Origin of the sequence: Streptomyces sp. NPDC014623 (assembly GCF_043088245.1) — a bacterium.
Classification (GTDB): Bacteria; Actinomycetota; Actinomycetes; order Streptomycetales; family Streptomycetaceae; genus Streptomyces.
Map to the genome: position 1 here is coordinate 120,937 of NZ_JBIBZU010000002.1, position 21,644 is coordinate 142,580.

General features: G+C 73.1%; 17 protein-coding genes and 3 pseudogenes. 7 read left to right on the plus strand and 13 right to left on the minus strand.

Going from position 1 to position 21,644, the window contains the following annotated elements:
- Positions 1-82: 82 nt before the first annotated feature.
- Together ACF1FZ_RS04575 and ACF1FZ_RS04580 are read right to left on the minus strand one after the other, a co-directional pair.
- Positions 83-973: an ABC transporter permease gene (locus ACF1FZ_RS04575; protein ID WP_391771894.1), complete on the minus strand. Its 891-nt coding sequence runs from the start codon at positions 971-973 to the stop codon at positions 83-85.
- Entirely contained in the window at positions 970-3,684 is a 2,715-nt protein-coding gene (locus tag ACF1FZ_RS04580; protein WP_391771895.1) for an alpha/beta fold hydrolase, read from the minus strand. Before ACF1FZ_RS04580 ends, ACF1FZ_RS04575 begins: the two co-directional genes overlap by 4 nt.
- A gap of 170 nt (positions 3,685-3,854) precedes the next feature.
- On the opposite strand from ACF1FZ_RS04580, the pseudogene ACF1FZ_RS04585 reads away from it, so the two are divergent.
- The 3 pseudogenes from ACF1FZ_RS04585 to ACF1FZ_RS04595 form a co-directional block, all read left to right on the plus strand.
- Positions 3,855-4,124: pseudogene (locus ACF1FZ_RS04585) on the plus strand (zinc ribbon domain-containing protein); the annotation flags it as partial.
- Positions 4,125-4,302: 178 nt separating this feature from the next.
- Positions 4,303-4,734: pseudogene (locus ACF1FZ_RS04590) on the plus strand (GNAT family N-acetyltransferase).
- A 90-nt stretch (positions 4,735-4,824) separates the two neighbouring features.
- Positions 4,825-5,412: pseudogene (locus tag ACF1FZ_RS04595) on the plus strand (phosphatase PAP2 family protein); the annotation flags it as partial.
- A gap of 81 nt (positions 5,413-5,493) precedes the next feature.
- Here the strand turns inward: ACF1FZ_RS04595 and ACF1FZ_RS04600 are convergent.
- The 4 genes from ACF1FZ_RS04600 to ACF1FZ_RS04615 are packed head-to-tail and all read right to left on the minus strand — an operon-like array spanning position 5,494 to position 8,486.
- Positions 5,494-6,177 carry a response regulator gene (locus tag ACF1FZ_RS04600; protein WP_391771896.1) on the minus strand — a complete coding sequence of 228 codons (684 nt, stop codon included), beginning with the start codon at positions 6,175-6,177 and terminating at the stop codon, positions 5,494-5,496.
- A 7-nt stretch (positions 6,178-6,184) separates the two neighbouring features.
- Positions 6,185-7,648: a sensor histidine kinase gene (locus ACF1FZ_RS04605; protein ID WP_391771897.1), complete on the minus strand. Its 1,464-nt coding sequence runs from the start codon at positions 7,646-7,648 to the stop codon at positions 6,185-6,187.
- A 52-nt stretch (positions 7,649-7,700) separates the two neighbouring features.
- Entirely contained in the window at positions 7,701-8,312 is a 612-nt protein-coding gene (locus ACF1FZ_RS04610; RefSeq protein ID WP_391771898.1) for a DUF4291 domain-containing protein, read from the minus strand.
- 27 nt (positions 8,313-8,339) lie between these two features.
- Entirely contained in the window at positions 8,340-8,486 is a 147-nt protein-coding gene (locus ACF1FZ_RS04615; protein WP_391771899.1) for a DUF397 domain-containing protein, read from the minus strand.
- Positions 8,487-8,521: 35 nt separating this feature from the next.
- On the opposite strand from ACF1FZ_RS04615, the gene ACF1FZ_RS04620 reads away from it, so the two are divergent.
- Entirely contained in the window at positions 8,522-8,986 is a 465-nt protein-coding gene (locus tag ACF1FZ_RS04620) for a hypothetical protein (protein ID WP_391771900.1), read from the plus strand.
- Here the strand turns inward: ACF1FZ_RS04620 and ACF1FZ_RS04625 are convergent, their stop codons facing one another.
- From ACF1FZ_RS04625 to iolC, 6 genes are read right to left on the minus strand one after another with little or no spacing between them, the layout of a single operon-like run.
- On the minus strand, positions 8,987-10,030 hold the full coding sequence (locus tag ACF1FZ_RS04625; RefSeq protein WP_391771901.1) for a phosphotransferase family protein: 1,044 nt from the start codon (positions 10,028-10,030) through the stop codon (positions 8,987-8,989).
- A 51-nt stretch (positions 10,031-10,081) separates the two neighbouring features.
- The gene (locus ACF1FZ_RS04630) at positions 10,082-11,581 is read right to left on the minus strand and encodes a CoA-acylating methylmalonate-semialdehyde dehydrogenase (protein WP_391771902.1); all 1,500 of its coding nucleotides are present in this window, start codon (positions 11,579-11,581) and stop codon (positions 10,082-10,084) included.
- Between the two features lie 12 nt (positions 11,582-11,593).
- The gene (iolD, locus tag ACF1FZ_RS04635) at positions 11,594-13,510 is read right to left on the minus strand and encodes a 3D-(3,5/4)-trihydroxycyclohexane-1,2-dione acylhydrolase (decyclizing) (RefSeq protein WP_391771903.1); all 1,917 of its coding nucleotides are present in this window, start codon (positions 13,508-13,510) and stop codon (positions 11,594-11,596) included.
- Positions 13,507-14,391 carry a 5-deoxy-glucuronate isomerase gene (gene iolB / locus ACF1FZ_RS04640; RefSeq protein WP_391771904.1) on the minus strand — a complete coding sequence of 295 codons (885 nt, stop codon included), beginning with the start codon at positions 14,389-14,391 and terminating at the stop codon, positions 13,507-13,509. Before iolB ends, iolD begins: the two co-directional genes overlap by 4 nt.
- 54 nt (positions 14,392-14,445) lie before the next feature.
- The gene (locus tag ACF1FZ_RS04645) at positions 14,446-15,336 is read right to left on the minus strand and encodes a deoxyribose-phosphate aldolase (RefSeq protein ID WP_391771905.1); all 891 of its coding nucleotides are present in this window, start codon (positions 15,334-15,336) and stop codon (positions 14,446-14,448) included.
- Entirely contained in the window at positions 15,333-16,355 is a 1,023-nt protein-coding gene (iolC, locus tag ACF1FZ_RS04650) for a 5-dehydro-2-deoxygluconokinase (RefSeq protein ID WP_391771906.1), read from the minus strand. Before iolC ends, ACF1FZ_RS04645 begins: the two co-directional genes overlap by 4 nt.
- Positions 16,356-16,523: 168 nt before the next feature.
- On the opposite strand from iolC, the gene ACF1FZ_RS04655 reads away from it, so the two are divergent.
- Positions 16,524-17,450, plus strand: a complete 927-nt coding sequence (locus tag ACF1FZ_RS04655) for a sugar phosphate isomerase/epimerase family protein (RefSeq protein WP_391771907.1) — start codon at positions 16,524-16,526, stop codon at positions 17,448-17,450.
- A 51-nt stretch (positions 17,451-17,501) separates the two neighbouring features.
- On the opposite strand, the gene ACF1FZ_RS04660 is transcribed toward ACF1FZ_RS04655, so the two are convergent.
- Positions 17,502-18,548: a zinc-dependent alcohol dehydrogenase family protein gene (locus tag ACF1FZ_RS04660; RefSeq protein ID WP_391771908.1), complete on the minus strand. Its 1,047-nt coding sequence runs from the start codon at positions 18,546-18,548 to the stop codon at positions 17,502-17,504.
- A 223-nt stretch (positions 18,549-18,771) separates the two neighbouring features.
- Between ACF1FZ_RS04660 and ACF1FZ_RS04665 the strand changes: the two genes are divergently transcribed.
- Both ACF1FZ_RS04665 and ACF1FZ_RS04670 read left to right on the plus strand, forming a co-directional pair.
- Positions 18,772-19,074: a heavy-metal-associated domain-containing protein gene (locus tag ACF1FZ_RS04665; protein WP_391771909.1), complete on the plus strand. Its 303-nt coding sequence runs from the start codon at positions 18,772-18,774 to the stop codon at positions 19,072-19,074.
- Between the two features lie 152 nt (positions 19,075-19,226).
- Positions 19,227-21,644: a heavy metal translocating P-type ATPase gene (locus ACF1FZ_RS04670; RefSeq protein WP_391771910.1), complete on the plus strand. Its 2,418-nt coding sequence runs from the start codon at positions 19,227-19,229 to the stop codon at positions 21,642-21,644.

The following is a 21,644-nucleotide window of genomic DNA, read 5'->3' on the forward strand; positions in this document are numbered from 1 at the left end:
GGGGGCCGTGCGGAGTCGTCAGAAGCGTTGCGGAACCGTCTCGATGGTGCAACGGCGGGCGGTGGGTGGCGGAACACCAGGGTCAGGACACGATGTCCTTACGGCTGAACCCCCGGAAGGCGAGAGCGAAAAGAATCAGGGCGTAGGTCACCGATACGGCCGCGCCCTTCAGCATCCCGCCCCACACCAGATCGGGCTGGAGTGCGTCGGCCCAGGCGAACTGCCAGTGCGCGGGCAGGAATTCACGCCAGGTCCCGAGAGCGGTGACCGCGTCCAGGACATTGCCGACGATGGTCAGCCCGACCGCGCCGCCCACTGCGCCCAGCGGCGCGTCCGTCCTCGTCGACAGCCAGAACGCCAGCCCGGCGGTGACGAGCTGGGAGACGAAGACGAAGGCGACGACGAGCGCCAGGCGCGGCACGGTGTCCGCGGTGCTCAGCGCGCCCCCGGTGGGCAGCTTCAGCGGCCCCCACCCGTACGCGACGGCTCCCGCGCCCAGCGCGACGAGCGGCAGCAGCACCATCGCCGCCAGGCTGAAGCCGAGCGCCACGACGAGCTTGCTCCACAGCAGCCTGGACCGGGGAACGGGCGCCGCGAGCAGGTAGCGCAGCGAGGACCAGCTCGCTTCGGAGGCGACCGTGTCCCCGCAGAACAGGGCGACCGGCACCACCAGCAGGAAGCCGGCGGAGACGAAGAGGCAGGTCGCCGCGAAGTTCGCCGCGGACTCGGTCGCCACGTCCATGAGGTTGATCCGCGAGCCGCCTCCGCCGCCGCCTCCCTCGCCGCCGCCCGGGGTGCCGCCGACCGCGAAGGCGATGATCAGGACGAACGGCAGGGCCGCCAGCACCCCGCCCATGAGCAGGGTGCGGCGCCTGCGCAGCTGCCTCGTCGCCTCCACGCGCAGCGGCAGGGTGCGGCGGGCGTGGTAGCCGGGGGCTTCGGCGAGTGCCTGGATCTCTGTTGCGGAACTCATGCGGATCCTTGGGAGATGAGGGTGAGGAACGCGTCCTCCAGGCGGCGGTGCGGCCCGACACCCGTCACCGGCACGTCGAGCCGCACGAGTTCGGAGACCAGCTGCGAGGCCGTGGCGCCGTCGAGACGGACCAGCAGGCCGTGACCGTCGTCCAGGCGGACGGCGGAGCCGATGCCCGGGAAGGCGGCGACCTTGTCCACGAGCGGTTCGGCCACCTCGGCGCCCGTGGTGACGAGGAGCATGTCGCCGGATCCGGTGATCTCGGCGACCGGGCCGGTCTGGACGAGCCGGCCCCGGTCCATGACCACGAGGTGGGTGCAGGACTGTTCGACCTCGGAGAGGAGGTGGCTGGAGACGATCACGGTCCGGCCCCCGGCCGCGTACCGGATCATCACGTCCCGCATCTCACGGATCTGGGGCGGGTCCAGACCGTTCGTCGGTTCGTCGAGGATGAGGAGGTCCGGCATGCCGAGCATCGCCTGGGCGATGGCGAGACGCTGCCGCATGCCCTGGGAGTACGTGCGCACGGCGCGGGCCAGGGCGTCGCCGAGGCCGGCGATCTCCAGGGCCTCGTCGATGTGTGCGTCCTCGGCGGGCCGCCCGGTGGCCTGCCAGTACAGCTCCAGGTTGGAGCGGCCCGACAGGTGCGGGAGGAAACCCGCGCCCTCGACGAAGGACCCCACACGGGACAGCACGGGCGCGCCGGGGCGGATCGCGTGCCCGAAGACCCGGATCTCACCGGCGTCGGGGGTGATGAGCCCCATCAGCATGCGCAGGGTGGTGGTCTTGCCCGCACCGTTCGGCCCGAGGAGGCCGAGGACCTGCCCCTTCTCGACGCGGAAGCCGAGATCGCGCACGGCGTACCGGTCGGCGGACTTGGCGTACTTCTTGGACAGCCCGGTGATCTGCAGCGGTACACCGGTCAGCGCCGGGTCGGGGGCAGGGGTGGCGGTGCGCCTGCGTGCCGTGAGCAGGAGGACGGCGGCGATGACGAGCGCTGCCGCCGGGAGCCCCCAGGTCCACCAGGGCAGGGAGGCCGCCGCCGTCTTCACCGCGGGTGCGGTGGGGACGGTCAGCGGCCCGTCGAGGGAGACGGTGTACGTCGCGGGCTCGGCGGGCGAGGCGTAGGCGAGGTCGGTGGCGGAGAGGACGAGACGGAGGCGGTGCCCCGCGTCGACCTCGTGGTCGACGGCGGGCAGCGTCAGCTCGACCGGCTTGCCCTGCTCGTCGGGGGTGATCCGGTAGGGGGAGACGAGCTGGGAGGGCAGTACCTGCTGCCTGCCGTCCGGCGAGACGTCGTAGACCTTCCCGAAGAGCACCGCGTCCCCCTGGTCCGCCTTGACGTTCACACGGACCGTGGGCGATCCGGTGACGTGTACGGCGCTGTCCAGCGGGGCGGACTCGAAGCGCGCGTACTGCCCGGGGAAGTCGAGGGAGAGTCCGACACCGAGCGAGGACAGCTGGGAGAGCCCGCCCCCGATGCCGGGGAGGGCGGACACGGAGGGCGGGCCGGCCCCGGCGGGGTTGCGGAAGGTCTGGGTGAGGCCCCCGGCGGGGTCGTTCCGCGCACCGCCGGCGGCGGGCTGCTCCGGTCCGCCGCCACGCGCTCCCGCCAGGGTGATCTTCCGTCCGCCGCTGGTCAGCCCGGGGTACGTGTCACTGCTCGCGCCGCGCTTCAGGGCGGCGCCGTCGGTGGAGTCGACCCCACCGGTCCGGGTCACACGGAAGCCCGGCCCGGTGTCGGCGCCCTTCTCCTCCTTCAGGTACCGGTCGAACCAGGCACCGGTCCGGCTCCGGACACGGTCACCCTCGTCGTCCCCTCCGTCGTGCCCGCCCGAGATCCAGTCGACGGACACGGGCGCACCGTTGGCCTTGACGGCCTCGGCCATGGCGTCGGCCTGGCCGAGCGGGAAGAGCGAGTCGCTCTGTCCCTGGAGGATGAGCGCGGGTACGTCGATCCGGTCGGCCACGGCCTCGGGGGAACGTTCCGTCAGGAGTTCGCGCGCGGCCGCGTCCGGCTTGCCGCTGACGGCGACCCGCTCGTACATCTCGCACAGCTGTTTCTCGAACTTCTCGCAGCCGCCGCCGGAAGAAACGAAGACCCCGGCCCAGAGCTTCTTGAACACCCCGTCCGGGAAGAGCGCGTCGGCGAGGTTCCAGTAGCTGATCACCGGTGCGACGGCGTCGACCCGCTCGTCGTGGCCGGCGGCGAGCAGCGACACCGCGCCGCCGTACGAGGCGCCGGTGACACCGACGCGCGGGTCGCCCTTCGCGTCGAGCTCGACCTCGGGCCGGGCCGCCAGCCAGTCGATGAGGCCGGACACGTCCTTGACCTCGGCGTCGGGGGCGTTGAGCGTGATCTCCCCGCTCGTCCTCCCGAAGCCGCGGGCGGACCACGTCATGACGGCGTACCCGTCGGCGGCCAGTTCCTCGGCCTGGGCGCGCACGTCGTCCTTGCTGCCGCCGAAGCCGTGCCCGATGAGGACGGCCGGGCGGCGCTGTGTGCCTCCGGACGTGAAGTACGAGGTGTCGACCGACACCCCGTTCATCTTCATCATCCGGTCCTGCCGGTGCACGGGCGGGGCATTGTCGTCGGCGGTGGCGGTCCAGGTACCGGCCCCCACGAGCACGGCGAGGGCGGCGGCCACCGCGGCCCACCGGCCTGGGGTACGGGGCAGCCGGTTCCGCCACCGGGAAGTCGGTTTATCCATCAGTACCTGGCCAGGGGACGCCCCGCACCAGCGGGGCGGGGAATGGCTTCTGAGCCCTGCTCTGACCTCAACTGGGTGTACGAGTCTGCGCTGTTCACCTGGGTCGGCCTTTCTGCCGCACTAGACATGCGGCGCTTGTATGGTGATCGCGTGACTGTGGCCAGGAAGGGGCCGGCCTCAACCGCAGCATCCTCGACGCGGGCTGGGCGCAGTTCCTCGGAATCCTGGCGGACAAGGCTGAGAGTGCCGGCCGCCTCACGGTTCCGGTGGACGCGCGCAACACCTCCCGCACGTGCCCCGGGTGCGGGCACGTGGCGAAGGAGAACCGCGTCACCCGGGAAAGGTTCCGGTGCACGGCGTGCCGGTTCGCGGCGAACGCGGACCACGTCGGCGCGACGAACGTCCTCAACAGGGCCGGGCTGGTCCTCTGCGCGGCGGCTCAGCCACCGACACAGGAAGCCCGCGCGTTTACGCGTGGGTGGGGTCACGACTCGACCCTAAACGGACCGTGCGGTGCCGCAGGATGTCGCCAGGGGGAGTTCCCAGGCCTCCCTGAGAGGTACGGCGCGGCCCGCCGTACTCCACATGCGGTACGCCGACCTCGCAAAAGGCCCATGCGTGAACATCCGCCCCGCCACCACCCTCGCGGAGCTCCTCGCCACGGCGCATCTCTACCACGGCCCGCCCCGCCCCGGGTGGGCGGCCCGCTTCCTGCCGGCGGGGGCATCTGATGCTGATCGCGTACGTGGACGGCGCCCCCGCCGGCTTCGTCTCGGGCATCGAGATGCCGCACCCGGACAAGGACACGGAGATGTGCCTGTACGAACTCTCCGTCGACGAGCCGTACCGCCGCCGCGGCATCGGCCGGGCGCTGGCGGAAGCCCTGGCGGCGGAGGCCCGGGAGCGGGCTCCTACGGCATGTGGGTCGGCGTGGAGCGCGTCAACGAGGCGGCGCTCGCCACCTACCGCTCGGCGGGGGCGTCGGACGACGGAGTGTTCACCATGCTGACCTGGGAGTTCGGCGGTACGGACGCTCCCGGCCCCGCATGAGTACGCGCACCCACCCCTGACGAACGTCGCATACGGGCCCTGCCGTTCGGCCCGGGTGCCGGGCCCGCTGCCGCTCGTACGTTCGGCGGCATGACGAACCCACATCCCCGGGCCGCCCGACTGCTCCGCGCGGCAGCCCTTCTTGCGTCGGCCGGCGGCGCCGTCGCGCTCCTGTCACCGGGTGGGCTCGGCCGGGCCGAGCCCACCGAGGTGACCCAAGGTGTCTCCGTGTCCGCGTACCGGTGGCTGACGGCGGCGGTCGCGGACGCGCCCGACCGCCTCGCTCATCTCCTGGAACCGGTCACCGAGCTCACCCTGATCGCCCTGGGCCTGTTGCTGCTCCTGCTCGGGTGGACGGCCGTCCGCCGCAGGGACGCGCGCCTGGCTGCCGGAACGGTCCTGACCGGCGTCGGGACCGTAGTGGCGTACGCCCTCAGTGAGGCGCTGAAGCTGGTGGCCGACGAGGAACGCCCCTGCCGGGCCGTGGACGGGGCCGAGGCGGTGGCCGCGTGCCCGGAGGCAGGCGACTGGTCGTTCCCCAGCAACCACGCCACGCTGGCCGCCGCACTGGCGACGGGGCTTACGATCCGGCGGCCTCGTCTGGCCGCCGTGACCGTGCCGCTGGCCGTGGCGGCGGCGCTGCTGCGTGTCCTGACCGGGGTCCACTACCCGCACGACGTACTGGCGGGAGCACTGTTGGGCGCGGCCGTGGTGGCCGCGCTCGTGATCGTGGCGCAACAGCCGGTGGAGCGGCGTGCGTCAGCCGTTCTCCGTCGTGTGCGCGGGCACGACACCCGCCTCATGGGCCATGACGGCGGCGGCGGCGCGGTTCTCCACCCCCAGACGCGACAGGACGGAGCTGACATGCGCCTTGACGGTCCCCTCCACCACGTGGAGCCGCCGGGCGATCTGCCCGTTGGACAGTCCGCTGCCGAGGAACGACAGCACCTCGCGTTCCCTGGGGGTCAGCCCGGCGACCTTCTCCCGGGCGGCGGCCCGGCGCCCGGCCCGGTCCCCGGCTCCGCCGGACGCGAGGTGCGCGACCACGCGCGCGGCGACCTTCGGTGACAGACAGGCGGCGCCGCCGGCCACCGCCCGTACGCCCGCGAGGAGTTCCTCCGGCTCACCCGACTTGATCAGGAAGCCGGCGGCCCCGCAGCCGAGCGCCCGGAGGATGTAGTCGTCCTCACCGAAAGTCGTCAGCATGATGATGCCGGTGCCGGGAACGGTCCGGCTGATCTCCGCCGCGGCGTCGATGCCGTCGGTCCTCGGCATCCGTACGTCGAGCACGGCCACGTCGGGGCGGTGGAGCCGCACGAGCTCCACCGCCTCGTGTCCGTCACCGGCCTCGGCGACGATCTCGATGTCCGGGTCGGTGGAGAGCACGGCCCGGACACCGGCCCGGATCATCGGCTCGTCGTCGGCGATCAGCACCCTGGTCATCGCGCGCTCACCCGGTCAGGGCGTCGAGCGAGACCAGCGTGTCGTCGCGGAAGCAGAGCCGGTAGGCGTCCCCGGACCGGCTGTCGAAGCGGTCGGCCGTCATCGCGTAGTACTCGCACGTCTCTCCTCGTCCCTCGGGCCGCTCGCCACCGGAGGGCCGGTGGACCGACTGCCGGTCCGGCAGCACCCGCTGCACCTCCGCACGATCCTGCCCCACCCGGAGGCGGGCGTAGTCACCCGGATCGAGGGTCGACCGTGCCGCTGACACGATGTCCCACCCCGTCACCACGGCACTCAGGACCACGCCCACGCCCAGGGGGGCCAGGAGCGCGGTGACCAGAGTGCGACGGGCGCGCCGCCGTGCCGTGCGGAACTGGGCCGGAGCCGCGCCCTCGTCCTCGGGCCGGTCGGCCCCGGCCGGTGCGGGAGGGCCCGGCAGCCGGGCCGGAGGGTGGTGCGGCAACCGGGCGGACACGGCGAAGCCGCCGTCGCCCCGGGGACCGTGCTCGAAGGTGCCGCCGGCGAGCCGGACCCGCTCGTCGAGCCCGATGAGCCCGCGACCACCCCGGCCTGGTGGCCGTCCGGCCGGGGTGGTCGCGGCGCCGTTGACGACGGCCACCTCGGTCTCGGTCTCCGTGTGCCTGACCCGGACGGTCGCCGCCGCGCGGGGCGCGTGCCTGGCCACATTGGTCAGTGCCTCCTGCACGACCCGGTGCACGGCCCGTGCGACGACGGGAGGAAGCCCGTGGGGAGGAAGCCCGTCCGCCTCCCCGTCCACCCGCAGTTCGACCCTCAGCCCGGACTCGGCGGCATCGCCGACCAGGTCGGTCAGCTCCCTCCCGTGCGGCCGCAGCGGGGGCGGTTCCGCGTGGTCACTCAGCACGCCGACCACTTCGCCCAGGCGCTCGACCGCCGTGGCCGCCCGCGCCCTGATGTCCTTGGCGGCCCGCCGCTGCTGCTCGCCGAGCCCGGGCGCGAGCTGGAGAGCGCCCGCCGACAGGGCGATCAGGCTGAGGTCGTGGCCGAGCACGTCGTGCATGTCCTGTGCGATACGGGCCCGCTCCGCCAGCCGGGCCTGCTCGCCGACCAGCTGCCGCTCCCGCTCCAGGCGTTCGGCTCGCTCCCAGCCGGCCCTGACCAGCTCCTGGTACTGCCGCCAGAACCGCCCCGCGAGCCAGGGCAGCAGGACACCCAGCACCATCACCGAGACGAACCGGGTACCGAGCGCGAGCAGGGACGGCACGAGCCAGGTGGCCACCACACCGGCGGCGAGCACGGCGGCCAACGAGTAGAGCACCACCCCGGGACGTCCGGGCCCCCGCCCCGCCAGGAACGCGGCGACCACGGCCGGCACGGCGCACCATGTGTTCACCAGGCTCAGCCCGCCGAACACGGCCACGGCCGCAAGCACCAGGACAGCCCCCGCACGCGCCCCGTTCATGGTCCGGCGCGGATTCAGGTTCAGGTTCACCGGCCCGACGGTACGGAATCCGGGGCCCGCCCGGCACTGCCTAAAGTCATGGTCACATCCGGGAGGCCGAGGGAACCGGCCGAGGAGCGCTGAGATCGAGCGGGGTCTCCACGGGCACCAGGGCGGCGGCCTTCTCCCGCTCCCCCGCCCGGACGGCCGCGTGCACCTCACGGGCCAGGGGTGTGACATCGCGGATGGACACGGTCCACTCGTCGGCGTACCGCCGGGCGGCCTCCCCGGAGAGCCCGAGTTGGAGAGAGCGGTACGGGAGCGGGTTCAGGCCCAGATCGCGCTCGGGATCCCACTGGACGCGCGCGGGGGCGGACCGCAGCGCCCGCTTCCACGCGTCCTGGTCCTCGTGCACCCCGCGTACGTAGTGCGAGAGTTCGGCATTCTCCAGCGCCCAGACGAAGCCGTCACGGGTGATGTCGACGGCGAGCACGGTCTCCTGGCCCTCCTTGGTGCCCCAGCCGCAGCGGTACATCATCCACAGGAAGCTCGGCTTGATCCAGGTCATGCGGTCGCGCTTCCAGACAGGCGGGAAGCGCCCGTCACGGGCGGCGGGCAGGCCGATGGCAGGCCGGTAGGCCTGGTACACGGTGACGGTGGAGTCGGTGTGCTGCGCGCGGATCTCGTAACGGGGCGGGCCGGTGCGGTCGTTCATACGCCCAGGATGCGGGACCTCGCCACATCACAGCACCTGGTTTTCGCTAGGCCCCGCACCGATGCCCCCGATGAACGCGGACCACGCACGGCCCCCGAATACGAGCGTCGGGCCGTCGGGCACTTTGCTGTCACGGACGGGCAGCCCGCCGGGGAATCCGTCAGCGACTTCCACGCAGTCGCCGCCCTGCCCGTTGCTGTAGCCGGACTTTGGACGAGGCGCTCCAGGAGGAGATCGACGCGTGGGAGGAAGGGCTCCTCGACGAGGAGGAGGAAGACGAGGACGAACCGTCCTCGTCAGCGAGCTACGCGACGCATGAGGAGTACTCGGCGGCGATGGCCGCAGCCCATGCTGCCGAACCGGGCGAGATCACCTACATGAGCGATCTGTCGATCGCGCCTGGCCGGAAGGCCGGCGGCTTTGCGTCCTGGCATCTGACCGACCCCGCTCCGGTCGACTGCGGGGTGTGCGGGGCAGCGATGCCGCCCCTGCTCACCGTGGACATGTGGGAGTGCGACGGGGCCTCACGCAGCTGGCTGCCGGCCGAGGACCGGGACTCCGGCCACGACCCGCACGCGCCCGACCCGACTGACGTCCACCTCGGCCGTGGCCTGATGCGCGTGCACACCTGCCCGGCCGATCCCGGCCACCCGCACCGCCTGAGCTTCCAGTGACTACTCCGGACGCTTCTCCGGCACCGGCCGCAGCGTCGGCCAGCGGTCCAGGACGGCGCGCCGCAAGTCCGCCGCGAGAGCCCCGAGATGCCGCAGGTCCTCGTCCTCCGTGGCCATGCCGGCGACCACCCCGAGCCGGTGGGCGAGGCGTTGGCGGGCGGTGGCCGTGCCCCAGGCCCAGTCCTCGTCCGGGACGCGGGCCAGGTGGTCGGTGGTGCCGCGGTGAGCGCGCTGGACCAGGGCGTCCCCGCGGATCAGCCAGCCCGCGCAGGCGTCGGCGAGGCCGGTGTCCGGGAGCGGGGTGCCGGTCTCGGTGTGCCAGGCCGTGCGGTAGGCGGTCTCGGCCCGCTCCAGCAGGGGGCCGGCCGCCCTCGTGACGCACCAGCAGGTCGGGAACCCGATGCGGAGATAGGCGAGTTCCATCAGGCCGCTGCCCAGGGAAGCCTGCTCGAAGTCGATGAACCTGACCCCGTCCGGGGTGTGCAGGTCGTTGCCGGGGCACGGGTCCCCGTGGAGGAGTGCGGTCCCTTCCGCCCTGCCGAGGCGCTCCACGAGGGCGCGGAGTTCGCCCCGTACGCCTGACGGCACGACGGCACCGAGGGTTTCGGCCAGAGTGAGGAACGACGTGACGTCGGCACCGGTCGGACCCTGCCAGCGGGGCAGAGCTTCCGCGTCGCCGGGACCGGCGGTGGCGTGCAGCCGCGCGAGGGTGGTCGCGTAGTCGACGATCCAGTCGGCGGACGGCCGCCGGTGGTCGAGGTGTTCGAGGACCAGGACCCGCTCGGCCGGGTCGGTGCCGAGGAGCGCGGGCACGACCGGGGTGCCGGGCGCCCGGCCGGCGATGCGCAGGGCGGCGACCTCACGCTCGTACCGCTCGTCGGCCCCGGGGCCCGCCACCAGCTGCTTCAGCACCGCCGGGCGCCCGGACAGCTCGATACGCCAGACGTGCGAACGGGGGCTGCTCTCCAGGACGGACGGGTGTGAGGGTGGGCCGAGCCGGTCTCTCAGGATCTCGCCGAACGGAAGCTGCGACGCCGTCTCCATGCGGTCAGTCTTCCACTCGGCGAGCGCCCGCGTCCGCCGTGTCAGGGATTATCAATGATTGCGCGGGAATCCGAGGTCCACGCCCGCCGGGGCGTCGGCCGGGTCGGGCCAGCGGGTGGTGACGACCTTGCCGCGGGTGTAGAAGTGCACGCCGTCGTTGCCGTAGATGTGGTGGTCGCCGAAGAGGGAGTCCTTCCAGCCGCCGAAGGAGTGGTAGCCCACCGGCACCGGGATCGGAACGTTGACGCCGACCATGCCGGCCTCGATCTCCAGCTGGAAGCGGCGGGCCGCACCGCCGTCACGGGTGAAGATCGCGGTGCCGTTGCCGAAGGGCGAGGCGTTCATCAGGGCGACGCCGTCCTCGTACGTCTCGACGCGCAGGACGCACAGGACCGGGCCGAAGATCTCGTCGCGGTAGGCGTCGGAGTCCGTGGACACGTTGTCCAGGAGGGACAGGCCGATCCAGTGGCCGTCCTCGAAGCCCTCGACCGTGTGGCCGGTGCCGTCGAGGACGACATCGGCGCCCTGGGCGGCGGCCCCGGTGACGTAGGAGGCGACCTTGTCGCGGTGGGCGGCGGTGATCAGCGGGCCCATCTCGGAGGCGGGGTCCGTGCCGGGGCCGATCTTGATCTTCTCGGCGCGCTCACGGATCTTCGCGACCAGCTCGTCCGCGACGGAACTCACCGCGACGACCGCGGAGACGGCCATGCAGCGCTCACCGGCGGAGCCGTAGGCGGCCGAGACGGCGGCGTCGGCCGCGGCGTCCAGGTCGGCGTCGGGGAGGACGAGCATGTGGTTCTTCGCGCCGCCGAGAGCCTGGACGCGCTTGCCGTTGGCGGAGGCGGTGGCGTGGACGTACCGGGCGATGGGCGTGGAACCGACGAAGGAGACGGCGGCGACGTCGGGGTGGGCGAGGAGCCCGTCCACGGCGGCCTTGTCCCCGTGCAGGACGTTCAGCACGCCGTCGGGCAGCCCTGCCTCCGAGGCCAGCTCGGCCAGCAGGTTGGCGGCCGACGGGTCCTTCTCGCTGGGCTTCAGGACGAAGGTGTTGCCACAGGCGATGGCCAGCGGGAACATCCACATCGGCACCATCGCCGGGAAGTTGAACGGCGTGATGCCCGCGACGACGCCGAGCGGCTGCCGGATCGAGGAGACGTCCACCCGGCTGGAGACCTGGGTGGAGAGCTCGCCCTTGAGCTGGGTGGTGATGCCGCAGGCCAGCTCGACGATCTCCAGCCCGCGCGCGACCTCACCCAGCGCGTCGGAGTGCACCTTGCCGTGCTCGGCGGTGATCAGCGCGGCGATCTCGTCGCGGTGGGAGTCCAGGAGGGCCCGGTAGCGGAAGAGGACGGCGGTGCGGGCGGAGAGCGAGGAGGTGCCCCAGGTCTCGTACGCCGTCTTCGCGGCGGAGACCGCGGCGTCGACCTCCTCGGCGGAGGCGAGCGCCACCTGGGTCGTGACGGCACCGGTCGCCGGGTCGGTGACCGGACCGTAGTTGCCCGACGTGCCCTCGACGGCCTTGCCACCGATCCAGTGGTTGACGGTCTTCATGAGCGTGCTCCTTCACAGGTGGCGGCGTCGGGCTGCGATCTGCCGGTCGTACTCTTTCCTGGCCTCGACCGCCGACGGGCGGGTCGCGGTTTCGGCTACCGGAACATCCCACCACGCCTGTGCCGGCGGGACCCCCGACACTGTGTCTGCCGTTTCGGTCTCGACGTAGACACAAGTGGGACGGTTCGCGCCGCGCGCCTCGGCGAGGGCCCGGCGCAGCTCCCCCACCGACCCGGCGCGCAGCACGTCCATGCCCAGCGAGGCGGCGTTGGCGGCGAGGTCCACGGGCAGCGGGGCGCCGGTGAACGCGCCCTCCGGGGTGCGGTGCCGGTAGGCGGTGCCGAAGCGTTCGGCGCCGACGGACCCGGAGAGGCCGCCGATGGACGCGTAGCCGTGGTTCTGCAGGATGACGAGCTTGACGGGCAGTCCCTCCTGCACGGCGGTGACGATCTCGGTGGGGTTCATCAGATACGTGCCGTCGCCGACCAGGGCCCAGACGGGCCGGTCCGGTGCCGCGAGCTGGACACCGAGGGCGGCGGGGATCTCGTACCCCATGCAGGAGTAGCCGTATTCGACGTGGTACTGGCGCGGGGAGCGGGTCCGCCACAGTTTGTGGAGGTCGCCGGGGAGGGAACCCGCCGCGTTGATCAGGATGTCGTCCTCGGTGACCAGTTCGTCCAGCAGGCCGAGGACCTGGGCCTGGGTGGGCCGGGCGTCCGGGTCGCCGGTGGCGAAGGCAGCGCCGACGCGCTGTTCCCAGCGGTCCTTGGCGGCGGTGTACGCGCTCTCGTAGGCGGGGTCGACGCGGTGCCCGCGTGCGCCGAGTGCCTCGCCGAGCGCTTCGATCGCGGTGCGGGCGTCCGCGACGAGGGGGAGGGCGGCGAGCTTGTGCGCGTCGAAGCCGGTGATGTTGAGGTTGAGGAAGCGGACGGCCGGGCCGGCGAAGAGGGTGCCGGAGGCGGTCGTGAAGTCGGTGTAGCGGGTGCCGATGCCGATCACCAGGTCGGCTTCGCGGGCGAGTGCGTCCGCCGTGGCGGTGCCGGTGTGGCCGATGCCGCCCACATCGGCGGGGTGGTCGTGGCGCAGGGAGCCCTTGCCGGCCTGGGTCGAGGCGACGGGGACACGGGTCGCGGCGGCGAACGCGGCGAGGGCCTCCTCCGCGGCGCTGTGGTGGACTCCGCCGCCCGCGACGATCAGGGGGCGGCGTGCGGCGCGCACGGCACGGACGGCTTGTTCCAGCTCGTACGGATCGGGGGCCGGCCTGCGGACGTTCCAGACGCGTGTCGTGAAGAACTCCGCCGGCCAGTCGTACGCCTCGGCCTGCACGTCCTGCGGCAGTGCGAGCGTGACGGCGCCCGTGTCCGCCGGGTCGGCGAGGGTGCGCATGGCCTGGAGGGCGGCCGGGATCAGTGCCTCGGGGCGGGTGATCCGGTCGAAGTAGCGGGAGACGGGGCGCAGGCAGTCGTTGACCGACACGTCGCCCGTGTGCGGCACTTCGAGCTGCTGGAGCACGGGATCGGCGGGGCGGGTGGCGAAGGTGTCGCCGGGCAGGAGCAGCACGGGCAGGTGGTTGACGGTGGCGAGCGCGGCACCGGTGACGAGGTTGGTGGCGCCGGGGCCGATGGAGGTGGTGACGGCGTGGGCGGAGAGCCGCCCCGACTGGCGGGCGTAGCCGACGGCGGCGTGCACCATGGCCTGTTCGCTGCGGCCCTGGAGATAGGGCATCGCGGGGCCGGCCTCGACGAGTGCCTGTCCGATGCCCGCGACGTTTCCGTGGCCGAAGATGCCCCAGGTGGCGTTGATCAGGCGGTGGCGCCGGCCGTCGCGCTCGGTGTACTGGCGGGCGAGGAAGGCGATGAGGGCCTGGGCGGTGGTGAGCCTGCGGGTGGGCCCCCGGCCGGTGCGGGGCGTGTCGCGTGGTGTGGTCACCGGGCGGCCTCCGCACCGTGGAGCGGCAGTCGTGGGTCGACGGGCTGCGTGGGCCAGGTGTCGCGGATCCAGCGGTGGTCCGGATGGTCGCGGATCAGCCATTCACGCTGTTCGCCCGGGCCGGCCATCACGTTCAGGTAGTACAGGGTGCGGCCGGGCGGGGCGACGGACGGGCCGTGCCAGCCGTCGGGGACGAGGACGGCGTCACCGGTGGCGACCTCGGCGAGCACGTCGGTGCCCCCGGGCCGGGACGGTGACACCCGGTGGTAGCCGAGGCCGTCGCCCTCGACCTCGAAGTAGTAGATCTCCTCGAGCACGGACTCGGTACCGGGGTGGTGCTCGTCGTGCTTGTGCGGCGGGTACGAGGACCAGTTGCCGCCGGGAGTCAGAACCTCGACGGCGATGAGCCGGTCGCAGTCGAACGTGTCGGCGGCGGCGAAGTTGTTCACCTGGCGCGAGCAGGCGCCGGCGCCGCGGAGCTCGACCGGTACCTCCGGCGCGGGGCCGTAGCGAGCGGGGAGTCGTCGCTCGCACTTCGCTCCTGCCAGGGCGAAGCGGCCTCCTGCGCCGGAGGAGATCTGGGCTCGGGCGTCACGTGGGACATAGGCGAAGTCGGTGACAGCGCCGAACACGCTTTCCCTGCCCAGCAGTTCAAAGATCTCACCTGTCACCCGCACCGTACAGCCACCGGACAGCGGCAGGATGATCCATTCGCTCTCCCCGGTCGCCAGGGTATGGACACCGCCCGGTTCGAGCTCCAGGACGCGCAGGCTCGACCGCTCCCACCCGGCCCGCTCCGGGCCGATGTCGAGGGCGTAGGGGCCACGCGCCGCGTGACCGGCCCGGAGGTGGTGCCTCTGCTGCTCGTCGGTCGTCGTCATGCTTCATCCCTACCCGTCGTCCCGCCCGTTCACAGAAGACCCGGCGTCACTCGCTCACAGCAGCCCCACGGCCGTGTCGACCGCGCCCGTCACGTCCCCGTCGGCTGGGTAGAGCAGCGAACGTCCGACCACCAGCCCCTGGACGGTCGGCAGCCGCAGCGCGCCGCGCCACCTCTCGTACACCTTGTCCGGATCTCCCGTCACCTCGCCGCCGAGCAGGACGGCGGGGAGGGTCGAGGCCCTCATCACCCGGTCCATGTCGTCGGGGTCGTCGGTGACGGGGACCTTGAGCCAGGTGTACGCGGACGTCCCGCCCAGGCCCGAGGCGATGGCGATGGAGGTGGTGACGGCGGTGGCGCCCAGATCGGTGCGGAGCCCGTCACGGGTGCGGTGGCAGAGGAACGGCTCGATGAAGACCGGCAGCCGGAGGGCGGCCATCTCGTCCACGGTCCGTGCGGCGGTGTGCAGGGTGTCCAGGGACCCCGGGTCGTCGTGGTCGATCCTCAGCAGGAGTTTGCCCGCGTCGTAGCCGTGGCGGGCGAGGTCGGCGGGGCGGTGACCGGTGAAGCGGTCGTCGAGCTCGAAGGCGGCTCCCGCGAGGCCGCCGCGGTTCATCGAACCGAGGACGACCTTGCTTTCGAGGGCGCCGAGGAGCAGCAGGTCCTCCAGGACGTCGGCGCCCGCCAGCACCCCGTCGACGCCCGGGCGGGCGAGAGCGAGGCAGAGGCGTTCGAGCAGGTCGAAGCGGTCGGCCATGGCCAGGTCGTCGTCACCGACGGCGAGGGCGCCGCGGGCCGGGTGATCCGCCGCGACGATCATCAGCCGGCCGGTGGGTCCGACGAGGGGCCGTCTGCGGCGGGCGGCGGCGGCCTCGGCGACGGCTTCGGGGCGGTGGGCGCGGAGCCGGACGAGATCGGTGACGCCTGCGGCGGCGGGCGGGGTCACGGGGCGGTCCCCGCCGGGGCCCCGATGAAGCCGTCGGCGAGGGCCTGTTCCACCTCGTGCGGGAACGGCATCGCGGACGAACAGGCGAGGCGGGAGGCGACGATGGCCCCGGCCGCGTTGGCGTAGCGCATGACGTGTTCCGTGTCCCAGCCGGCCAGCAGGCCGTGGCAGAGGGCGCCGCCGAAGGCGTCCCCGGCGCCCAGTCCGTTGACGACGTCGACGGGCAGGGACGGGATCTCGGCGGTGGTGCCGTCGCGGTGGACGGCGAGGACACCCGCCGGCCCCTGTTTGACGACGGCGAGTTCGGGCCCGGATCCGAGGAGGGCGCGGGCGGCCGCGTGCGGTTCGCGTTCTCCGGTGGCGATCTCGCACTCGTCGATGTTGCCGACGGCGACCGTGGCGTGGGTGAGTGCCTCGCGGTAGTGGGTGCGGGCGGTCTCGGCGCCGGCGTTCTCTCCGGCGGCCCCTTCGCCCCAGAACATGGGGCGCCAGTCGAGGTCGAAGACGGTGACGCGCGGAGGGCCGGACGCGTCCGGTGCCGGGCTGCGGGCCCGGAGCGCGGCGAGGGTCGCGGTGCGGCTGGGTTCGGCGCACAGGCCGGTGCCGGTCATCCAGAAGACCCGGGCGGCCCGCACCGCGTCCAGGTCGAGTTCCCCGCTGTGGATCTCCAGGTCCGGCGCCTTGGGCTGCCGGTAGAAGTAGAGCGGGAAGTGGTCCGGCGGGAAGATCTCGCAGAAGGTGACGGGGGTCGGATACTCCGGCACGGCGCTCACCCACCGGTCGTCCACCCCGAACTCCTCCAGTGCCTGGTGGAGGTAGTCGCCGAAGGGGTCCCGGCCGGTCCGGGTGATCAGGGCCGTACGCCGCCCCAGCCGGGCCGCGGCCACCGCCACGTTGGACGGCGAGCCGCCGAGGAACTTCCCGAAGGTCTCGGCCCGGGCCAGCGGTACACCGGTCTGCAGCGGGTAGATGTCCACCCCGATCCGTCCCATGGTGATCACGTCGTACGGCTCAGGCATACGTATCCCTTCGACCCGGTGCTCCGGCCCGGCACTCCGTCCCGGGAGTCGGCCACGGCCGGACGGCCGCTCCCAGATCTAGCCCTCGCCCCGCGCCCTGTCAACACTTTGTCCGGACATTCGGACGAACTCTTGACACTCCCCCAGGAGGACTGGAGGGTGGGCGATATGACCTCCTCCGTACACTCTTCGGCCCGCATCCGCATCGGCTCGGCACCCGATTCGTGGGGCGTCTGGTTCCCCGACGATCCGCGGCAGGTGCCCTGGGAGCGGTTCCTCGACGAGGTCTGCGAGGCCGGCTACGAGTGGATCGAGCTCGGGCCGTACGGCTATCTGCCGACCGAGCCCGCCCGGCTGGCGGACGAGACCGCCCGCCGGAACCTGGCCGTCTCCGCGGGCACGGTCTTCACCGGATTGCACCACGGCCCGGCGGTCTGGGAGCGGACCTGGGAGCATGTCGCGGACATCGCGGCACTCACCCGGGCGATGGGTGCCGGGCATCTGGTGGTCATCCCGTCGTTCTGGCGGGACGACAGGACGGGAGAGGTCCTGGAGGACCGCACGCTCACCCCCGCCCAGTGGCGTGACCTCACCACCCAGACGGAGCGCCTGGCACGTGAGGTGCGGGACCGCTACGGGCTGCGGATCGTGGTGCACCCGCACGCCGACACGCACATCGACGGCGAGGAGAACGTCAACCGCTTCCTCGACGCCACCGATCCCGACCTGGTCTCCCTCTGCCTCGACACCGGCCATTACGCGTACTGCGGCGGGGACAGCGTGGAACTCATCCGGACCTACGGCGAGCGGATCGGCTATCTGCACCTCAAACAGGTGGACCCGGCGGTGCTGGCCGATGTCGTGGCGGACGAGGTGCCGTTCGGTCCGGCCGTGGCACGTGGCGTGATGTGCGAGCCGCCCGGCGGAGTGCCCGCCCTGGAGCCCGTACTGGATGCGGCGCGCGCCCTGGGCACCGATCTGTTCGCCATCGTCGAGCAGGACATGTACCCCTGCCCGCCCGAGAAGCCGCTGCCGATCGCACGCCGCACCCGCGAGTTCCTCCGCACCTGCGGGCCCGCGCGGCCGTCCTCCTGAGTCCGGGGCCCGCGGCCTTCGGGACGCCGGGTCCCGGACGGCTCGGGCCCTTCAGGTTCCCGGTTCGATGATCGTGACGCCCGCTCCGGGCGCGGCGCCCATCGCGGCGAGGGCGGCCGGGGCGGCGTCCAGGGTGAGGGTGGAGGTCACCAGCAGGTCCGGGCGCAGGGCGCCGGCCCGGACCATCTCCATCATCGGCGGGTAGTCGTGGGCGGCCATGCCGTGACTGCCGAGGATCTCCAGCTCCAGCTCGATCACCCGCGCCATGGGGACGACGGGGTCACCGGCCGCCGACGGCAGGAGCCCGACCTGGACGTGCCGGCCCTGCCGGCGCAGGCTGCGCACCGACGCGGCGCAGGTGACCGGGGAGCCCAGCGCGTCGAGCGACAGATGCGCCCCGCCGCCGGTCAGTTCACGCACGGCCCCGTCCGCGCCGGCGGGGTGCGCGGAGGCGTCCACACACGCGGTCGCCCCGAAGGCCCGCGCCAGCTCCAGGGCCCGCCGTGAGACGTCGACCGCGACGACCCTGGCTCCGCACGCCACCGCGATCATCACGGCCGACAGCCCGGCCCCGCCGCATCCGTGCACGGCCACCCACTCCCCCGGCGCCACCCGCCCCTGCCCCGCCACGGCCCGGAACGCCGTGGCGAACCGGCACCCGAGTCCGGCCGCCGTGGCGGACGAGAGCCCTTCGGGCACCGCGACCAGATTGACGTCGGCCTGCTCCAGCGCCACGTACTCGGCGAAGGACCCCCAGTGGGTGAAGCCCGGCTGGGTCTGCCGCTCACAGACCTGCTGGGCACCGGCCGCACAGGCGGAACACCGGCCGCAGGCGCAGACGAAGGGAACGGTGACCCGGTCGCCGGGGTGCCAGTCGCGCACGCCGGGGCCCACCGCCTCGACCACTCCGGCCAGTTCGTGCCCGGGGACGTGCGGGAGGACGATGCCGGGGTCGTGGCCCATCCAGCCGTGCCAGTCGCTCCGGCACAGCCCCGTGGCCTCGACCCGGACCACGGCTCCCCCGGCCGGGGGGGTGGGGTCCGGGAGGTCCCGGACACGGGCCTCCCGCCCGAACTCCTCGAACACCACTGCCCGCATCCGCCCCGCCTCCCATGGTCCCGGCCCCGGCCGTCGACTTCCCGGCCCGGCGAATCTACGCCCCGGCCGACAGGACGCACCCGACGCGGAGGCGACGAGACGATTTATACCCCCTAGGGGTATAGTTGTCCGTACGGGCAGGCACACCGGGCTTCCCGGCGCCCTCTCGTGCCACATCTGCCACATCTCTCACATTCCATGCACCTGCGAAGAGGAGAACGTCATGACCGCCGAGACCGACACGCCCCGGACCGCCGGCTCCTGCTGCTCGTCCACCGGTTCCTGCGACGACGGGGCGGCCGGCGCCCGGGCAGGCGTCACCACCGTCTACGAGGTGAAGGGCATGACCTGTGGCCACTGCGAAGGGGCGGTGTCCGAGGAGATCTCCGGAATCGAGGGTGTCACCTCGGTGAAGGCGGAGGCCTCGAGCGGCCGCGTCACCGTCGTCTCCACCGCGCCGCTGAGCGAGGACGCCGTACGCGCCGCCGTCGACGAGGCGGGTTACGAGCTCGTGGGCCGCGCCTGAAGCCGGACGCACCACGACGGCGCGCACCGCCCGCCACCGGCGGGCCCCGCGCCGTCCGGCACCTTCCGTCGGGCCCGTTCCGTCACCAGGGGAAGCAGATACTGGTGGGGAACGGCCCGACCGCTCGACGTCCGACCCAGGAGTCCGCACACATGGCCAGCACCACGGCAGCCGAGGCCCCGGCGGCGGAGGCCTCCGACGCCGAGCTCACGATCGGCGGGATGACCTGCGCCTCGTGCGCGGCCCGCGTCGAGAAGAAGCTCAACCGCATGGACGGAGTCACCGCCACCGTCAACTACGCGACCGAGAAGGCCCGCGTGTCCTACGGCGCCGGGACCACGCTCGACGATCTCGTCGCCACCGTCGTGAGGACCGGCTACACAGCTCGGCCCGCCACCCGCCCCGCTCCCCCGGCGCACCCGCCGGCGCCCGGGGGCGAGCTCCCCGCCCGAGCCCTCTCGGCGGACCGGGACGGCGAGCTCGACACCCTTGATCCCCTCGACGCCCACCGCGTCGAGGCCGGGCCTACGGCCGAAGGCCCCGGCGCGGAGCCCGTCCCCGCCGGCCGTGAGGCCGATGAAGCCCTCGCCGCGCTCCGGCAGCGGCTGCGGGTCTCGGCGGTGCTCGCCGTGCCGGTCGTCCTGATGGCCATGGTCCCCTCCCTGCAGTTCGACCACTGGCAGTGGCTCTCCCTCACCCTCGCCGCCCCCGTGGTCGCCTGGGGCGGGCTGCCCTTCCACCGCGCCGCCTGGGCGAATCTGCGGCACGGCGCCGCGACGATGGACACCCTGGTGTCGATCGGTACGCTCGCGGCCTTCTGCTGGTCGCTGTGGGCCCTGTTCCTCGGAGACGCGGGCATGCCGGAGATGCGGCACGGCTTCGATGCCACCGCCTCGGGGTCCGATCCCTCCTCCACCATCTACCTGGAGGTGGCGGCCGGGGTCATCGGCTTCATCCTGCTGGGCCGGTACCTGGAGGCGCGGGCCAAGCGGAAGGCGGGCGCCGCCCTGCGTGCGCTGCTCCGTCTCGGCGCGAAGGACGTCACAGTCGTCCGCGCGGGAGCGGAACCGGGCCACGGGGCCACCGAGGTGCGCGTCCCCGTCGGCCGGCTCGTCGTCGGCGACCGCTTCGTCGTGCGGCCCGGCGAGAAGATCGCCACCGACGGCACCGTCGTCGAGGGCACCTCGGCCGTCGACACCTCCATGCTCACCGGGGAGTCCCTTCCGGTGGACACCGTCCCGGGCGACTCCGTCACCGGTGCCACCCTCAACGTGTCCGGGCGGCTGGTCGTCGAGGCCACCCGCGTCGGCGCCGACACCCAACTGGCGCGGATGTCACAGCTCGTCGAGGACGCGCAGAGCGGCAAGGCCGCCGTCCAGCGCCTCGCGGACCGGATCTCCGCGGTCTTCGTCCCCGTGGTGCTGCTGATCGCCCTGGCCACGCTGGTCGTCCAGCTCCTCGTCACCGACGACGTCACGGGCTCGTTCACCGCCGCGGTGTCCGTGCTGATCATCGCCTGCCCCTGCGCGCTGGGCCTCGCCACGCCCACGGCCCTCATGGCCGGCACCGGCCGCGGTGCCCAGCTCGGCATCCTCATCAAGGGCCCCGAGGTCCTGGAGACCGTCCGGAGGATCGACACGGTCGTCCTCGACAAGACCGGCACGGTCACCACCGGTCGCATGACTCTCGGGCGCGTCCACACCGCGCCCGGCACGGCCGAGGCCGACGTGCTCCGCCTCGCGGGGGCCCTCGAGCACGCCTCCGGGCACCCGGTGGCCCGCGCGGTGGCCGCCGGAGCCGCAGCCCGCACGGGTGCGGCGCTCCCCACCCCGGTGGACTTCACCGAGGTCCCCGGCCTCGGGGTACGCGGCACGGTCGAGGGCCACCGCGTACTGGCCGGCCGGCCGCAGCTCCTCACCGAGGCCCGGATCGCCCTCCCGCCCTCCCTGGCGGACGCTCTGACCGGCGCGGCGGACCGTGGCCGCACGACCGTCGTCGTGGCGTGGGACGGCCTGGCCCGGGGCGTGCTGGAGGTGGCCGACACGGTGAAGGAGAGCAGCGCGGAGGCCGTCGCGGAGCTCCGTGCGCTGGGGCTCGACCCGATCCTGCTGACCGGTGACAACCGGGCCGCGGCGGACGCGGTCGCCCGCACGGTCGGGATCGACGAGGTGCACGCGGAGGTCCTGCCGGAGGACAAGGCCGAGGTCGTGCGGCGCCTCCAGGCCGAGGGCCGGTCCGTGGCCATGATCGGCGACGGGGCCAACGACGCCGCGGCGCTCGCGGTGGCCGATCTGGGCCTGTCGATGGGGACGGGGACGGACGCGGCGATCGAGGCGGGCGACCTCACCCTGGTTCGTGGAGATCTCAAGGTGGCCCCTGCCGCCATCCGCCTGTCGAGGCGTACCCTGTCCACCATCAGGAGCAATCTCTTCTGGGCGTTCGGCTACAACGTGGCCGCCCTGCCCCTCGCCGCGTTCGGGCTGCTCAGCCCCATGGTCGCGGGTGCGGCCATGGCGTTCTCGTCGGTCTTCGTCGTGACGAACAGCCTGAGGCTGCGCTCCTTCACATAA

Bases quoted from the DNA above. Each gene is read 5' to 3' on its own strand.
- ACF1FZ_RS04665 (WP_391771909.1), top strand. From the start codon at position 18,772: ATGACCGCCGAGACCGACACGCCCCGGACCGCCGGCTCCTGCTGCTCG.
- ACF1FZ_RS04655 (WP_391771907.1), top strand. From the start codon at position 16,524: ATGACCTCCTCCGTACACTCTTCGGCCCGCATCCGCATCGGCTCGGCA.
- iolC (WP_391771906.1), bottom strand. From the start codon at position 16,355: ATGCCTGAGCCGTACGACGTGATCACCATGGGACGGATCGGGGTGGAC.
- ACF1FZ_RS04575 (WP_391771894.1), bottom strand. From the start codon at position 973: ATGAGTTCCGCAACAGAGATCCAGGCACTCGCCGAAGCCCCCGGCTAC.
- ACF1FZ_RS04630 (WP_391771902.1), bottom strand. From the start codon at position 11,581: ATGAAGACCGTCAACCACTGGATCGGTGGCAAGGCCGTCGAGGGCACG.
- ACF1FZ_RS04625 (WP_391771901.1), bottom strand. From the start codon at position 10,030: ATGGAGACGGCGTCGCAGCTTCCGTTCGGCGAGATCCTGAGAGACCGG.
- ACF1FZ_RS04660 (WP_391771908.1), bottom strand. From the start codon at position 18,548: ATGCGGGCAGTGGTGTTCGAGGAGTTCGGGCGGGAGGCCCGTGTCCGG.
- ACF1FZ_RS04670 (WP_391771910.1), top strand. From the start codon at position 19,227: ATGGCCAGCACCACGGCAGCCGAGGCCCCGGCGGCGGAGGCCTCCGAC.
- ACF1FZ_RS04600 (WP_391771896.1), bottom strand. From the start codon at position 6,177: ATGACCAGGGTGCTGATCGCCGACGACGAGCCGATGATCCGGGCCGGT.
- ACF1FZ_RS04610 (WP_391771898.1), bottom strand. From the start codon at position 8,312: ATGAACGACCGCACCGGCCCGCCCCGTTACGAGATCCGCGCGCAGCAC.
- iolB (WP_391771904.1), bottom strand. From the start codon at position 14,391: ATGACGACGACCGACGAGCAGCAGAGGCACCACCTCCGGGCCGGTCAC.
- ACF1FZ_RS04580 (WP_391771895.1), bottom strand. From the start codon at position 3,684: ATGGATAAACCGACTTCCCGGTGGCGGAACCGGCTGCCCCGTACCCCA.